The 12,461-nt window shown below is 70.2% G+C and carries 19 protein-coding genes and 1 pseudogene; 4 read left to right on the top strand and 16 right to left on the bottom strand.

What is annotated here, in order from left to right:
* Window positions 1-3 precede the first annotated feature (3 nt).
* The 13 genes from ACFVGW_RS27730 to ACFVGW_RS27670 form a co-directional block, all read right to left on the bottom strand.
* The gene (locus tag ACFVGW_RS27730) at window positions 4-237 is read right to left on the bottom strand and encodes a hypothetical protein (protein WP_385853855.1); all 234 of its coding nucleotides are present in this window, start codon (window positions 235-237) and stop codon (window positions 4-6) included.
* Window positions 234-959 carry an ATP-binding protein gene (locus ACFVGW_RS27725; RefSeq protein WP_385853854.1) on the bottom strand — a complete coding sequence of 242 codons (726 nt, stop codon included), beginning with the start codon at window positions 957-959 and terminating at the stop codon, window positions 234-236. The genes ACFVGW_RS27730 and ACFVGW_RS27725 overlap by 4 nt, the downstream gene beginning before the upstream one ends.
* 2 nt (window positions 960-961) lie before the next feature.
* Window positions 962-1,825, bottom strand: a complete 864-nt coding sequence (locus ACFVGW_RS27720) for a hypothetical protein (RefSeq protein ID WP_385853853.1) — start codon at window positions 1,823-1,825, stop codon at window positions 962-964.
* Window positions 1,826-1,852: 27 nt separating this feature from the next.
* On the bottom strand, window positions 1,853-2,143 hold the full coding sequence (locus tag ACFVGW_RS27715; protein ID WP_385853852.1) for a WhiB family transcriptional regulator: 291 nt from the start codon (window positions 2,141-2,143) through the stop codon (window positions 1,853-1,855).
* Window positions 2,140-3,576 carry a DNA cytosine methyltransferase gene (locus ACFVGW_RS27710; RefSeq protein ID WP_385853851.1) on the bottom strand — a complete coding sequence of 479 codons (1,437 nt, stop codon included), beginning with the start codon at window positions 3,574-3,576 and terminating at the stop codon, window positions 2,140-2,142. The genes ACFVGW_RS27715 and ACFVGW_RS27710 overlap by 4 nt, the downstream gene beginning before the upstream one ends.
* Window positions 3,573-3,875: a hypothetical protein gene (locus ACFVGW_RS27705; protein WP_385853850.1), complete on the bottom strand. Its 303-nt coding sequence runs from the start codon at window positions 3,873-3,875 to the stop codon at window positions 3,573-3,575. The genes ACFVGW_RS27710 and ACFVGW_RS27705 overlap by 4 nt, the downstream gene beginning before the upstream one ends.
* Window positions 3,875-4,690: a hypothetical protein gene (locus tag ACFVGW_RS27700; protein WP_383292309.1), complete on the bottom strand. Its 816-nt coding sequence runs from the start codon at window positions 4,688-4,690 to the stop codon at window positions 3,875-3,877. The genes ACFVGW_RS27705 and ACFVGW_RS27700 overlap by 1 nt, the downstream gene beginning before the upstream one ends.
* Window positions 4,687-5,568, bottom strand: coding sequence for a PD-(D/E)XK nuclease-like domain-containing protein (locus ACFVGW_RS27695; protein WP_385853849.1), 882 nt, complete (start codon window positions 5,566-5,568; stop codon window positions 4,687-4,689). Before ACFVGW_RS27695 ends, ACFVGW_RS27700 begins: the two co-directional genes overlap by 4 nt.
* Window positions 5,568-6,035, bottom strand: coding sequence for a hypothetical protein (locus tag ACFVGW_RS27690; RefSeq protein WP_385853848.1), 468 nt, complete (start codon window positions 6,033-6,035; stop codon window positions 5,568-5,570). Before ACFVGW_RS27690 ends, ACFVGW_RS27695 begins: the two co-directional genes overlap by 1 nt.
* A gap of 109 nt (window positions 6,036-6,144) precedes the next feature.
* Window positions 6,145-6,486 carry a hypothetical protein gene (locus tag ACFVGW_RS27685; protein WP_385853847.1) on the bottom strand — a complete coding sequence of 114 codons (342 nt, stop codon included), beginning with the start codon at window positions 6,484-6,486 and terminating at the stop codon, window positions 6,145-6,147.
* A complete protein-coding gene (locus ACFVGW_RS27680; RefSeq protein WP_385853846.1) occupies window positions 6,486-6,854 on the bottom strand; it encodes a hypothetical protein in 369 nt (122 codons plus the stop codon). The genes ACFVGW_RS27685 and ACFVGW_RS27680 overlap by 1 nt, the downstream gene beginning before the upstream one ends.
* A 79-nt stretch (window positions 6,855-6,933) precedes the next feature.
* Entirely contained in the window at window positions 6,934-7,164 is a 231-nt protein-coding gene (locus tag ACFVGW_RS27675; RefSeq protein ID WP_385853845.1) for a hypothetical protein, read from the bottom strand.
* A gap of 9 nt (window positions 7,165-7,173) precedes the next feature.
* Complete coding sequence (locus tag ACFVGW_RS27670) at window positions 7,174-7,419, bottom strand: helix-turn-helix domain-containing protein (protein WP_383292290.1); 246 nt, start codon at window positions 7,417-7,419, stop codon at window positions 7,174-7,176.
* Window positions 7,420-7,594: 175 nt separating this feature from the next.
* Between ACFVGW_RS27670 and ACFVGW_RS27665 the strand changes: the two genes are divergently transcribed.
* Window positions 7,595-8,038: a hypothetical protein gene (locus tag ACFVGW_RS27665; RefSeq protein ID WP_385853844.1), complete on the top strand. Its 444-nt coding sequence runs from the start codon at window positions 7,595-7,597 to the stop codon at window positions 8,036-8,038.
* A gap of 409 nt (window positions 8,039-8,447) precedes the next feature.
* Window positions 8,448-9,809 carry a LysM peptidoglycan-binding domain-containing protein gene (locus ACFVGW_RS27660; protein ID WP_385853843.1) on the top strand — a complete coding sequence of 454 codons (1,362 nt, stop codon included), beginning with the start codon at window positions 8,448-8,450 and terminating at the stop codon, window positions 9,807-9,809.
* Between the two features lie 126 nt (window positions 9,810-9,935).
* Here ACFVGW_RS27660 and sodN read toward each other — a convergent pair whose 3' ends face one another.
* Window positions 9,936-10,331: a superoxide dismutase, Ni gene (gene sodN, locus ACFVGW_RS27655; protein WP_352187010.1), complete on the bottom strand. Its 396-nt coding sequence runs from the start codon at window positions 10,329-10,331 to the stop codon at window positions 9,936-9,938.
* A 151-nt stretch (window positions 10,332-10,482) separates the two neighbouring features.
* On the opposite strand from sodN, the gene sodX reads away from it, so the two are divergent.
* The gene (gene sodX / locus ACFVGW_RS27650; protein WP_383228457.1) at window positions 10,483-10,917 is read left to right on the top strand and encodes a nickel-type superoxide dismutase maturation protease; all 435 of its coding nucleotides are present in this window, start codon (window positions 10,483-10,485) and stop codon (window positions 10,915-10,917) included.
* On the opposite strand, the gene ACFVGW_RS27645 is transcribed toward sodX, so the two are convergent.
* Window positions 10,821-11,450 (bottom strand): CGNR zinc finger domain-containing protein, encoded by a 630-nt coding sequence (locus ACFVGW_RS27645; protein WP_385853842.1) that lies wholly within the window; start codon window positions 11,448-11,450, stop codon window positions 10,821-10,823. The genes sodX and ACFVGW_RS27645 overlap by 97 nt on opposite strands.
* Window positions 11,451-11,544: 94 nt before the next feature.
* Here ACFVGW_RS27645 and ACFVGW_RS27640 point away from each other — a divergent pair, with 94 nt between their 5' ends.
* Window positions 11,545-12,309 (top strand): class I SAM-dependent methyltransferase, encoded by a 765-nt coding sequence (locus tag ACFVGW_RS27640; protein ID WP_352187013.1) that lies wholly within the window; start codon window positions 11,545-11,547, stop codon window positions 12,307-12,309.
* Window positions 12,310-12,371: 62 nt separating this feature from the next.
* Here the strand turns inward: ACFVGW_RS27640 and ACFVGW_RS27635 are convergent.
* Window positions 12,372-12,461, bottom strand: a pseudogene (locus ACFVGW_RS27635) (ectoine/hydroxyectoine ABC transporter ATP-binding protein EhuA); the annotation flags it as partial.

The following is a 12,461-nucleotide window of genomic DNA, read 5'->3' as shown; positions in this document are numbered from 1 at the left end:
CCTTCAGGTGGCGGGGGTGACGGTCCAGCCGCTGGACGCGAGGTATTCGGCAGCGCGTTCGGCGGCCCCGTGGGGGGTCTGCTGGTGGTCGGGTGTGGTCAGGCGGTAGTCCTCCAGGCCGGCGGCCATGGCAGCTACGGCAGCGTCGGGGATGAGGGGGAGTTGGCCGGGGACGGCGGCGGGCGGAGGGGTGTCGAGGAGGCGGCGGGCGCGGTCGAGGCGCCGCTTCGCGCTCATGCGGCGCCTCGGCGGCGGCGGTCGGCGCCGGTCATGGCGACGACGGTGGTGTCCTCGGAGAGACGGGAGACGATCCGCTCGCCGAGCGCGGACGCGAGGTCGGGCACCGAGGACGAGCGGGCGGGCAGGTTCGAGGTGTAGATGGTGGGGCGGCAGGCGTTGTACCGCTCGTTGACGAGGCGGTACGTGGTCTCCTCGACCCATTCGGTGGCCTTGGCGGAGCCGAGGTCGTCGAGGAGCAGCAGGGGGATGTGGGCGAGGCGCCGGAGTTCTTCCTCGACGCCGCGGGGGCTGCCGTTGGGGCGGAGGAGGCCGTTCATGTCGGCGGCGGTGGTGGCGCGGATCTCGTAGGGGTGGGTGCTGCCGGCGGCGGCGATGCGGCGGAGAGCGCCGTACGCCTCGTAGGTCTTGCCGGTGCCGGTGGTGCCGGTGAGGAGGAGAGAGCCCGCGGTGGTGGGGTCGACGGCGACGCGGTCGGCCCACGCCTGGACGGCAGGCAGGGTCGCCTCGGCGCTGCGGTAGCGCGGGGGGACGGCTGCCGACCAGCGGGTGAGCGCCCACTGTGCGCGGCGCTGCCGGTGGTACTCGGGGTGGCCGGGCTCGTTCTCACTGGGGGCGTCGTCCACAGGGCCGGGGGCGACGTGTGGATGACGCTCCTGGATCCCGGCCATGATGCGGGCAAGGGGGCTGGTGGGCTGGGCTCCGAGGGTGTTGGGCTCCATGATCAGAATCCCTGCTCGTAGACGGTCGGGTCGGTCGGGTTGGTGTAGGGCTGCCAGCCGCCGGCGACGGCGCGGAGAGCCGGGCGGGCGGCGCCGGGCTCGGGCATCGGGGCGAGCTCGCTCCAGCCGCGGAGGAAGAAGCGGGCGGAGTCGACAGGCGTGCGGCCAGCGGCGCGGACGGCGTACTCGGTCATCGCGGGGACGCCGCACTTCTTGATGAGCGACAGGACGGGGAACCAGCTGTCGCCCTTGAAGGGCCAGCGGACGTTGACGCCCGCGAGCTGGATCGCATCCATCAGGGGGCGAGCGGCGGCGGGGATGCCGTACGAGAGGTCCGCCTCAGGCTCGCCCTCGTGCATGTATGAGGGGGTAGTAGGTGAGGGGCTCTGAGGGGTAGGGGTCCCGGATTCCGGGACACTGAAGTCCCGGAATCCGGGACTCTGAGACGGGTCAGCGTCCCGTGTCGCGGGACTCTGAGCGGTCGTGTCAGTGTCCGCACTTCCGGGACGCTGAGGGGCGTCAGTGTCCCGGGGATCGGGACGCTGAGCCGGTACTTCAGTGTCCCGGGGTTCGGGACTCTGAGTGGCGGCCGGGTAGGCCGGGAGCCGGTACTTCGCGGTTCCGTTCTTCTGGCCGGCGGCCACCTTCTCCAACGCGCCGTTGGCGACCAGGGACTTGAGGACGACGTACATCTGCGAGCGGGAGACGCGAGCGCGGCGGAGCATTGCGGGCCGCTGGACGCTGTTCCACGTCGTCCTGGTCTCGTCGTTCGCGTCCTCGGCGAGCGCGACCAGGACGTAGGCCTCACGGTGGGTGAGGGACGCTGGGGCGTTGTCGAGGACGTCGACGATGAGGCGGATTCCCACGGGCTCACTTCTCTCGATCGTGGTGGGTCAGGCGGCGTTGCGGCGGGCGGCGGCGTCGCGGGTACGGCGGATCTCTCGGCGCTGGTCGTCGGTGGTGGCGCCCCAGACGCCGTGCTCGCCGTGCGCGATGGCGTACTCCAGGCACTGGAGCCGGACCTCGCACGCCGTGCAGATGCTCCGCGCGCTGGCCGCGGTGCCGAACTCCGGGAAGAACAGGTCGGGGTCGACCTGGCGGCACAGGCCGTTCTCCTGCCAGTTGGTGCCCGCGCCCGGGAGGGGAGTCGTCATCCCGGGCGCGGGGGTCTGGGCGGTGGTCACGCAAGCACTGCCTTCACGCGCTCGCCGAGCCACTGCGCGGCGTTCACCGACACAGCGTTCCCGGCCTGCATGGTCTGCTCGCCCTTGTTGCCATGGACGACGTAGTCCATGGGGAACCGCTGCGCGAGGAGCTGCTCACGCGGCTGGACCATCCGGAAGTAGCAGTCCTCGACCGCCGGGGCCGGGGCACTGACGAGGCCCGCGCTGTCCTTCGTGGCGAGGGTCAGCATCGGCTCGGCCGTGGTCTTCGGCGCCGCGTTGCGGTACGGGATGACCAGGCCGTGGTGGTTGCCACGCGCGGTCAGGGTGGCGAGCGGCCGGCCGACCGGCTCGGCGCCGCCGTTGCGCCGGTACTCGATGACGAACGGTGCGGCGACCAGGGCCTCGAAGCCCTTCGGGTTCGCCATCCGCGTGCGCATCGGCTGCCCGGTGTGGGTGGACTCGGTGTTCCACGTGCCGCCGGACGGGACGAGCAGCCCCTCACCGATCTTCACCGTGCGCGACGGCAGCGGCGCCGCGTCGGCGGGGAACGCGCGGCCGTCGTGCCCGGAGTGGTTGACCGTGAGGACGGTGCGGGTCTCGGGGTACTGCTCCAGGCCCTTCCGGATTCGGGCCATCGTCGCCGCGGCGAGCGGCTTCGTACGGTCCCCGATCCGGCTGCCGGTGTTCGACCAGTCGATGATGGACGCGGCCGGGCGGACGTACGGCTCGACGATCGTGTGACGGCAGATGCTGTTCGGACACCGGTAGTCGTACTGCTGCCGGTACTTCCCGATCGTCCGGCCCGGCCGCCACGACTGCACGGCGTCGATGTCCTCGCCGCACGCCGGGCACCAGGCCCGCGGCCTCGGCTTCACGTCCGGCATCGGGATGCCCTTGCGGGTGAACACGATGTAGATCCGGTCCCGCCACTGTGGCGCCCCGTCGTTGCCCGAGCCGCCGAGGTGCGCGGACGACGCGGAGACGACCTGCGAGTTGTAGCCGAGCATCTCTATGCCCGTGCGCCACCAGGCGAACAGCTCCCAGTCGACGGCGAACTCGACGACGTTCTCGCACAGGACGGCCTTGTACCGGTGGACCTCGGTCGCCCGGATCACGTCGTACGCGGTCGCCCGGGTCCGCTCCCACGCGGCGTCCGGGACAGAGCCGTACTCCATGAGCGAGAGCTGGCCCTTGGTCCGCTTCCGGCCGCCGGCCGGGCTGATCTCGGTGCAGATCGGGGACGCCCACAGGATGTCCGTCTTGGGCAGGCGGCGCATGTCGTAGTTGTTGACGTCGGCGATCAGGTGCTCGGCGTCGGGGTGGTTCGCAGAGTGGGTCTCAATCGCGCGGGCCCAGTGGTTCGCGGCGAGCTTCAGCTCGTACCCGGCGGACACGAGGCCGGTCGACGAGCCGCCCGCGCCACAGAAGATGTCGGTGAAGGTGAGGGTCACCGCTGCACCTCCGCTCGGGCCGAACGGACGGCGCTGCCGAGTGCCTTGAGGCCCTCGTCGGAGTAGCCCATGGAGCACATGAGCTGGTCCGAGAGACGGTCGGCGACGCGGCACTGCGCGGCGTAGTCCCGGCGGGCGACGGCGACGGCGCGGCAGAGGCGGACCAGGCGCCGCTCGTACTGGTACACGGTGCGGGCGTTGTCCACGGTGAGGGCCTCGTGGACCCTCAGCCGCATGCGGAGCCGTCGGTTCTCCGCCTCCAGGGCGACCGCGCGACGGCGGGAGACGAGACCGAGCATCACGCCTCACCTCCGGCCGCGCCCGTGATCTCGGCGGCGGTGACGCGCGGCTCGGGGAACTCGTCCTCGATGGACACCTCGCGCCGCTCGATGCTCTTGTGGGTGATGAGCAGCTGCGCGATGTCGGCGCCGGTCCACTGGTCCCGCTTCCGGCCGAGCTTCTGCTCCAGCCGTTCGGCCGGAACGCCGAGCCCGGCGAACACGGATACTGCGCCGTCGATGCGGGCGGGGAGCGGCCGTCCGTCGCCGCGCTCGACCGTGCGGGCACAGATGTCCTTGGCTTCCTCGACGAGCCACGGCGGCAGGATGCTGAAGATCGCTTCCCTCAGGCGCCGGGCGCCCATGTTCGCGTTGTTCTCGTAGATGTCCCGCAGATCGATGAGCTTCTCCGCGCCGCCCTTCTTGTCCCGCATGTGCGGGACGATGAACGTCTGCGAGGAGCGGGCGTTGGTCTGCACGTCCCACGCCCACGCCTGCATCTCGGACTCGCCGTACTGGTCGTCACGGCGCAGCTCGTTGACGCCGTACTGGACGTTGCCCCAGCAGCGCGCGAGCTCGCGGGCGAGGTGCACGGTGGCGCCGGACACCGGCCCGCCGGCCCGGGGGAAGCGGTAGAACGCGCGCTCGGCGAGGGCGGGCATCTCGCAGGACTGCTGCATGGCGACGCGGGCGGCGCCGATGCTGCGCGGGCACTGCTGGGCGACGACGATGGCGGCCTGTACCTCGGCGACCGCGCGGGACTGCTCGACGGCGGTGCCCTGGCCGATCCGGGCGGGGGCGGCGGCGGGCGCCATGCGCTCGATGGGGTTGTTCACAGGTACTCCTCGGTCTCACGCTTCTCGGCCCACGGGGGCAGGGACAGGTAGGCGACGTCGTCGCTGTAGGCGGGCCAGCGGTCGGACTCGACGCACTCGGCGAAGACCTGCAGCGCGCGCCGGTTCTTCGCGGCGGCGATGCGCATGGCCACGGCGCTCGGCTGGAACACGGTCACGAGGTAGGGCGGGGTCTTCTCCTGGCAGACGAAGACGAACGCGGTCGTCTCGTCGCCGAGCCCCAGTGCCGTCGCTCCGGTGCGGTACCACTCGGCCTGCTGGTGGTAGCCGTACGACGCCATGGCCTTCTCCAGGTCGTCGTGAGCGGCGCTCACACAGGTCTTGTAGTCGGGGATGATCAGCCGCCCCGGGCTACGATTCGGCATCCAGTCGAACCGGACCCTCCGCGTGACGCCCGTCGGCCCGTCGGTCCAGAAGCCGGACAGTTCCGGGCGCCCGGAGCCCGGCGCGAACAGGGCGGCGGCCTGCGGGTGTCGACGGATCGCGGCGGCCATGTCCTGCACCTGGTCGTACTCGTGCTGCTTCAACGGCACGGCGCCGGCCGCGCGGGCCGCAGCAACTTCGGCCTTCAGCTCGTTGGTGTCCCAGCGCGGCGCGTCGATGACGACGAGCTCGGGTCCGTCGCCGAGCACTTCGCGGTGGGCGGCGTGCCCGAAGTCGAACGTCTTCTTCGGCGGCTGCGGGTGGTCCTGCTCGTACCGGAACAGGGCGGCGCACGTGTCGAGGATCTTGCGGGCGCCGCTCGACGAGAGCGACGCGCGGTCGGCGTGGTATGCCTCTGCCGACAGGTCGGGGTACAGGCCGGGCTCGATGGGGCCGACGGCCGGGGCCGAAGCCCCGGCACGCTGGGTGGTGCTCATCAGAACGGCATCCTCACGGTGTAGTAGCGGCGGCCCTTGGCCTCGTGCCGTGTGAGGCAGTTCGCCTCGGCGAGGGACATGAGGGCGTGCCGCGCGAAGTGACGGGGCGGGTGCGGACTGGTGTTGGCGACGAGCCAGCGGTGTGCCTTGACCGCGGTCCACTCGCCGCCCTGCTCCTCGATGGCGGCGAGCAGCAGCTGCTCCCGCGTCGGGGTCTCCGGCTCGGGCTCGTCGTCCGAGGCGTGGTGCAGGAGAACAGCCCTGACCATCAGCTCGTTGGCGGCGTCGCAGTGGCAGACGATCCATGTCTCCTCGGAGGTGCCGTGGTCCGGGCACGAGGCGACGATGTTCTGCGTGGCTGCGGCGAGAACCTCGGCGTGCGAGGCGTTCACGAGGCGCTCGGCTTCGCCCGGCCGCAGTTCCGGCGACCCGTGAAGCGCGGCGAGCAGCCGCTCACGGGCGCTCACGCGGGCCTCCGGGTCTGGGCGGGCAGGAGCAGGGGGAGGGTGCGGCGCGTGTTGCGCTGGGAGGGGTGGCGGAGGGCCGCGCACAGGCGGCACAGCTTCGGGTCGTGGATCACGCCGCCCTCCCGAGGAGGACATGCGTGCGGCGGATGCTGTCGATGACCCGGTCGATCTGGTCCCGCATCGCGGCGAGCTCGTCGAGGGTGACTGCGACCCGGGCCGGGTCCAGTTCGGCGACCCGCTCGACGTCGGCGATCCGGCGACCGATCTCGTCCTCGTCGGTCACGTCCTCGGCGACGACGGCGAGGTTGTCCAGCGCGGCGATCACGTCCGCGCGGGTCTCCTCGTCGGCCCACTCCTGGACGAGTCCAACGAGCGTGTTCCAGCGGAAGACGTCTGCCGACACGTGGCCACGGAGCGCGCCCTCGTCGAGGGACACGGACAGAGGGCGCATCACCAGGAACCCCCGGGGTGCTCCGGGAAGTCGCGGCCGAGCGCGTAGTCGTGGTGCAGGTCCGAGTCGTGCGGGTCCTCCAGCGCGGCCCGCTGGCCGGCGAGGATGCCGCGCAGCTTCTGCACCTGCGGCGTCACGTCCTCGTTGGCGTCGTCGCGGTCGGTCTGCTGCGGTCGTAGCCCGTGCTCGGCCAGCTCGTCGAGCGTGGCCATCACGTGCTCGGGGCACGTGTGGACGCCGTCGATGGTGTACAGGCCGCGGCCGGTCCGGGTGATGGCGGAGCGCACCCACACGGTGCCGTCGCTCGTCGTCACGGACAGCGGGTCCCGGGGACGGGGCGTCAACTGCGGGATATCGTTGGGGTTCACGGTTCCTCTTCTCAGTGCGTTGAGGTGCCGAGGGGCTTCCTGGACCAGGCCCGGTCCGGGCGGCCCCGCTTTCGTTCGGTCAGGCGGCGCGGCGGCGGTTCTTCGGCTGCGCGGGGATGCGGTGCATGGCCGCGATCTCGGCCCGGTCCTGCGGGCTGAACATCAGCCGGCGGCCCATGCGGTGGGCGGGGAAGCCGCGGTGGTTCACGCCGTCGCGGAGCCGACGGGCGCCGATGCCGAGCCGACGCGCGGTCTCGGAGACATCGGTGAAGTCCTCCGGGGAGAGGGTGGCGAGAGCCGTGGCGGACATGGGGTCACCTCATTCGGTGTTGGGCTCGCGGGTGGCGAGCAGCTGTTCGTCGTCCTCGGGGAGCTCCAGTGCGGCGCGGAGCGCCGCGTAAGCGGGGGGCCGCATGTGGCGCCGTACGCCGATTTCCAGCCGCGTCAGGTAGCTGCGGCTGATGTGTGCGCGACGGGCGAGGTCGGCGATCTGGATCCCGCGTGACATGCGGATCTTTCGGATTGCCGCCCCGTCCACCTCGAAAGTGGGTCGGGGTGCCTGCATGCACAGAAGCTAACAGGTTCTGCTGGCAGTTCCTAGCAGTACTTGGGAGTAACTAGCAGGAACTAGCAGGTTCTGTGATCCGGAATCTTAGGCTCAGCTCAAGAGGAGGTGATGAACGCGTAGAGGCTGAAAGGTGTTCCTGGCGGTACCTAGCAGTTCCTGAGAACATCAGGACATGGCTAACCCCGACCATGCCGACATGCAGAGACTTGCGCGGCTCGTGATTCAGCGCCGACGAGAGCTCGGCTTGCACAAGGTGGAGGCGGCCACGGCGGCGGGCCTCACGCACACGACGTACATGCGCGTCGAGAACGCGCAGTCCGTCCGTGACGTGACCTACGCCAAGATCGAGGCGGCATTCGGCTGGGCGCCCGGCGCCTGTGCCGCAATCCTCGAAGGCGTCCAGGAGGCGCAGCTGGCCGGGGACGTGGTCGGCGGAACGCGCTTCGCGCCCGCCTCCGGCATGGACGAGGAAGCCCGGAAAGCGGTCCACGATGCAGTGATCGCCGTCATGCCGGACGTGCCGGCGGGGCAGATGGCGAAGCTCAGTGAAGCGGTGGTCGAGATGCTGCGCGAACGCGGCGTCGTCCCTCCCAAGGGTGAGAACACAACCCCGTAGCCGTACAACTTTTCGGTTGTTGTTGAATCGTTACATTGGGTTCGATTCAAGATTCATCGACTGTCTTTCGGTCACGCGTTCGGTATGTAAGTCTCCTCTCACTGAGGGTTTCCAAGCGCATCGAAAGGAGGCCCATGCACGAGCTGTTCACGCATGACCCTGGGCCTGGATTCGTGGGAATGTCCGGGTGGGTAGGCGACAGAATCGTGTGCGTAGTGACTCCGAGAGTCCATACCGACGAGTCCGTACGACAGGACGCGCGGAGACTCGTGCGGAGTCTGGGAGGCGACTGCGACACGTGCGAGCAACTGGGCTGCCCGCTCAGGTGACCGCCCGGCCGCAGTCTGTACGTAGATGGCTGACAGTCAGGGGTGCCTGTCGGTCGTCTCCGCACCTGGAGGGGCGGACTGTGGCATACGCAGAGAAGCGCGGTAAGACGTGGCGCGTCAGGTACCAACTACCCAACGGCGAGTACGCGTCTGAGAGCGGGTTCGCCACGAAGCAGGACGCCCTCGATCACGGGCGCGCGCAGGAGACGGACGTCCAGCGCAAGGTCTTCATCAACCCCAACGACGGCCGCAAACTCCTCGGCGATTGGGCCGCCGAGTGGCTGGAAGTGCTGGACGTCGCCGAGACCACGGACCGCACGTACAACAGCCTGCTGAACGCCGTTGTGCTGCCGAGATGGAAGAGCGTTCCCCTCGGCGACATCACGGCGATGACGTACAAGGCGTGGCGGGTCCAGCTCGCCGACCAGTTCTCGAAGAACTACGTCAACAACATCGAGGCCGTGATGCGCATGCTCCTCGATGACGCGGTCGACGAGAAGCTCATCCCGTTCAACCCGATGCCCACAGGCTCGAAGCGCCGCCGCGGCCGGCACGTGCCCGTCGAGGCCGAGGACGTCTACATCTGGCCGACGCCTCGCCAGGCGCGGCTGATCGCCGAGAACGCGCGGGCGATCCGTGGCCACCAGTGGTCCGCCATGATCCTGACCATGGCCTACACCGGCATGCGCATCGGTGAGATCGCTGGCCTCCGGCGCGACCAGGTCCACCTGCTCGCCCTGAAGTACGGGTCCTCCGTTCGGGTGCAGTGGCAAGGGCAGTGGCTGACCACGCCTGCCAAGCACGTGGTCAACAAGGGCGACACGTGGGAGTCCATCGCCGCCCTGCGGCACGCCGACCCGAAGCGCGCGGCCGACGTCGCCGCGGCGAACGAGATGGACCTGGGCGACCGGCTCCGCGCCGGGCAGAAGCTGAAGCTGGCCAAGGGGTTCACCCTGCTGCCGCCGAAGTACAGCTCGTACCGGACGCTCATCCTGCCGCCGTTCGTCGCCGACCTGCTCGCAGAGGCCATGGCGGAGGAGGCTCACGATCTCCTCGTCTTCCCGTCCCAGCGCGGCCGCCCGCTCCGGGTGGACGACCAGTTCTACGGCCGCTTCTGGAACCCGATCATCAAGGGGCAGGACGCGGAACCGTCGCGCCGCGGCCGTCCCGAGCAGCGAGCGCTGCCAGCCGTTGAGGGCGTCGAGGACATGGTTCCGCACGGCACGCGCCACGGGCACAAGGTCTGGCTCGACGAGGCCGGCCACCCGCGCGTGGCCGTAGAGGAGCGGATGGGGCACCGGCTCAAGGGCGTGGAGGGAACCTACTCGCACACCTCGCCCGAGATGGAACTCGCCATCGCCAAGGGCCTGCAGGACATCTGGGAGAAGTCCCTTCTGCCGGAGCAGGAACCCGGCGACTGGACGCGGCGGCGCGTCTCCTGACCTCGTCTCCCAAACGTCTCCCATTGGATCTTGAAACAGGCGAACGGCCCGACCCCGGGAAGGGGTCGGGCCGTTCGTATTTACCGTCTGACCTGCCGCGCAGCGACGAGGTGAAGGAGGCCTCGGTCAGGCCTTCTTCGTCTCCCAGAAAATGCGGTCGACCTCGGCGATGAGCTCCAGCGCCTTCTCGCCCGTCTTCGGGTCCGTCGACGCCTTGGCGGCCGAGAGGGCCTTCAGGGTGTCGTTGATGAGCTGGTGCAGCTCGGGGTGCTTCTCGAAGTGCGGGGGCTTGAAGTAGTCGCTCCACAGCACCGAGATGTGGTGCTTGGCGAGCTCCGCGCGCTGCTCCTTGATGACCGTGGCACGCGCGCGGAAGTGCGCGTCCTCGTTGGCCTGGTACTTCTCCTGGACGGCCTTGACCGACTCGGCCTCGATCCGGGCCTGGGCCGGGTCGTAGACACCGCAGGGGAGGTCGCAGTGGGCGCTGACCTTCACCTTGGGGGCAAACAGGCGGGAGAGCATTGAGCTGTCCTTCCTCGTGATCGTCTTCTCAGGTGGGAGATTACTCCCCGAGAAGGCTGTTTTCGCGAGCGCCCCCTAGGGCTTAGGACAAAAGTCCAGGGTCACCATGGGACTCGTGTACGAGTGGACGATCGGATCGGGAGGTGCCGGAATGACGGACGCGGGGCGGGAGCCGGGGCGGGGGGCCGGGCCTCTGTTCGGGATCGCCGAGGTGACGGGGGTGTCCATGGTGCCCACGCTGCTCCACGGCGACCAGCTTCTCGTGCACTACGGCGGGCGGTTGCGGCCCGGCAGCGTGGCCGTGCTGCGGCACCCGCTCCAGCAGGATCTGCTCATCGTGAAACGTCTGATCGAGCGACAGGGCGCCGGCTGGTGGGTGCTCGGGGACAACCCGGACGCCGAGGGCGACAGCCGGGTCTTCGGCGCCGTGCCGGCCGAGCTGGTGCTCGGACGCGTACGGGCGCGGTACCGGCCCGTCACGCCCGGGCGTCAGCGCTCGGTGGGAGTGGTGGTCTCCTGGCTGTTCTCCGCGCTGAGGCCGGTCCGGTCCGGCCGTTCGGCCTCCAGGCGCTTGCGGGCCCGGTAGGCGGCCACGTTGGCGCGGGTCGCGCAGCGGTCCGAGCAGTAGCGGCGGGAGCGGTTGGTCGAGGTGTCGAGGTAGGCGTTGCGGCACGGTGGCGCCTGGCAGAGGCCCAGCCGGTCGGCGCCGAACTCCGTGAGGTGGAAGGCCAGCCCCATCGCCGCGATCGCGGCGAAGCCCGCCGTCGCGTTCGAGGGGTGGTCGGCGAGGTGCATGTGCCAGCGCGGATGGCCCTCGTCGTCCAGGTAGTCGTGGCCCGAGATCTGCGGGCTGACGGGAAACTCCAGGAGCAGCGAGTTCAGCAGGTCCACCGCCTGGGTGTGGTCGCCGTCGTCCGCTGCGGTGAAGACCGCGCGCAGCCGGGCCCGTACCGAGCGGAAGCGCGTCACGTCGGCGTCCGTCACCCGCCGGGCCATCTGGGAGGCCGCGCCGAAGAGCTCGCGGACCGCCTCGACCGACGTCAGGGCGTCCTTGCTGCGGGCCGGCTCCTCGGTGTTGACCAGACGCACGGCGTAATCCGAGTAATAGGCCAGTTCCACTTGTAGTCCTTACTGCGGAGGTCTAGTGTCGGGTGCGGAGGGGGTAATGGACGTTCCCCCTTCGAGGGTATTACGAAGAGGGCGAGGTAGGGCGATGACGGACGCGGCGACGACCGGAACCGACTGGGCGGCCTGGCAGGAGAGCTGGGACCGCCAGCAGGAGTGGTACATGCCGGACCGCGAGGAGCGGTTCCGCGTGATGCTCGACATGGTCGAGGCCGTGGTGGGGCCGGAGCCCCGCGTCCTGGACCTGGCGTGCGGTACAGGGAGTATTACGGATCGGCTCCTCAAGCGGTTCCCGAAGGCGACCAGCGTCGGCGTCGACCTCGACCCCGCGCTCCTCGCCATCGCCGAGGGGTACTTCGCGGGAGACGACCGCGTCACCTTCGTGACCGCCGACCTCAAGGACCCGGAGTGGGCCGCGGCGCTTCCGTACGACTCGTACGACGCCGTGCTCACCGCCACCGCACTGCACTGGCTGCACACCGAGCCGCTCACCGCGCTCTACGGTCAGCTCGCCGGCCTCGTCCGGGACGGCGGGGTCTTCATGAACGCCGACCACATGATCGACGAGACCACCCCCCGGATCAACGCCGCCGAGCGCGCCCACCGCCACGCCGTCATGGACCGCGCCAAGGCCGCCGGCGCCCTCGACTGGGCCGAGTGGTGGGCCGTCGCGGCCAAGGACCCGGTCCTCGCCGCACCGACCGCCCGCCGCTTCGAGATCTACGGCGAGCACGCCGACGGCGACATGCCGTCCGCCCGCCGCCACGCGGAGATCCTCCGCGCCGCCGGCTTCGCGGAGGCCCGGCCCGTCTGGGCCTCGCCCTCGGACACCCTCGTGCTGGCCGTGAAGTAACCCGGCCGTGTGAACGGAGAAGGGGCGGTACGGGAACCCGTACCGCCCCTTCTCCATGCCGGCTAGAGCACCTTGGAGAGGAACGCCTTGGTGCGGTCGTGCTGGGGGTTGCCCAGGACGTCGCGGGGGTGGCCGGACTCGACGACGACGCC

The sequence above is a fragment of the Streptomyces sp. NPDC127129 genome (assembly GCF_042671585.1).
In the GTDB taxonomy this organism is placed as follows: domain Bacteria; phylum Actinomycetota; class Actinomycetes; order Streptomycetales; family Streptomycetaceae; genus Streptomyces.
The sequence above is the reverse complement of the archived record's forward strand: the minus strand, read 5'-3'. Positions and strand labels throughout refer to the sequence as shown.

Coding starts and splice junctions, on each gene's coding strand:
- ACFVGW_RS27665 (WP_385853844.1), top strand. CDS start 7,595: ATGGCTAACCCCGACCATGCCGACATGCAGAGACTTGCGCGGCTCGTG.
- ACFVGW_RS27675 (WP_385853845.1), bottom strand. CDS start 7,164: ATGTCCGCCACGGCTCTCGCCACCCTCTCCCCGGAGGACTTCACCGAT.
- ACFVGW_RS27725 (WP_385853854.1), bottom strand. CDS start 959: ATGGAGCCCAACACCCTCGGAGCCCAGCCCACCAGCCCCCTTGCCCGC.
- ACFVGW_RS27730 (WP_385853855.1), bottom strand. CDS start 237: ATGAGCGCGAAGCGGCGCCTCGACCGCGCCCGCCGCCTCCTCGACACC.
- ACFVGW_RS27640 (WP_352187013.1), top strand. CDS start 11,545: ATGACGGACGCGGCGACGACCGGAACCGACTGGGCGGCCTGGCAGGAG.
- sodX (WP_383228457.1), top strand. CDS start 10,483: ATGACGGACGCGGGGCGGGAGCCGGGGCGGGGGGCCGGGCCTCTGTTC.
- ACFVGW_RS27705 (WP_385853850.1), bottom strand. CDS start 3,875: ATGCTCGGTCTCGTCTCCCGCCGTCGCGCGGTCGCCCTGGAGGCGGAG.
- ACFVGW_RS27685 (WP_385853847.1), bottom strand. CDS start 6,486: ATGCGCCCTCTGTCCGTGTCCCTCGACGAGGGCGCGCTCCGTGGCCAC.
- sodN (WP_352187010.1), bottom strand. CDS start 10,331: ATGCTCTCCCGCCTGTTTGCCCCCAAGGTGAAGGTCAGCGCCCACTGC.
- ACFVGW_RS27670 (WP_383292290.1), bottom strand. CDS start 7,419: ATGCAGGCACCCCGACCCACTTTCGAGGTGGACGGGGCGGCAATCCGA.
- ACFVGW_RS27695 (WP_385853849.1), bottom strand. CDS start 5,568: ATGAGCACCACCCAGCGTGCCGGGGCTTCGGCCCCGGCCGTCGGCCCC.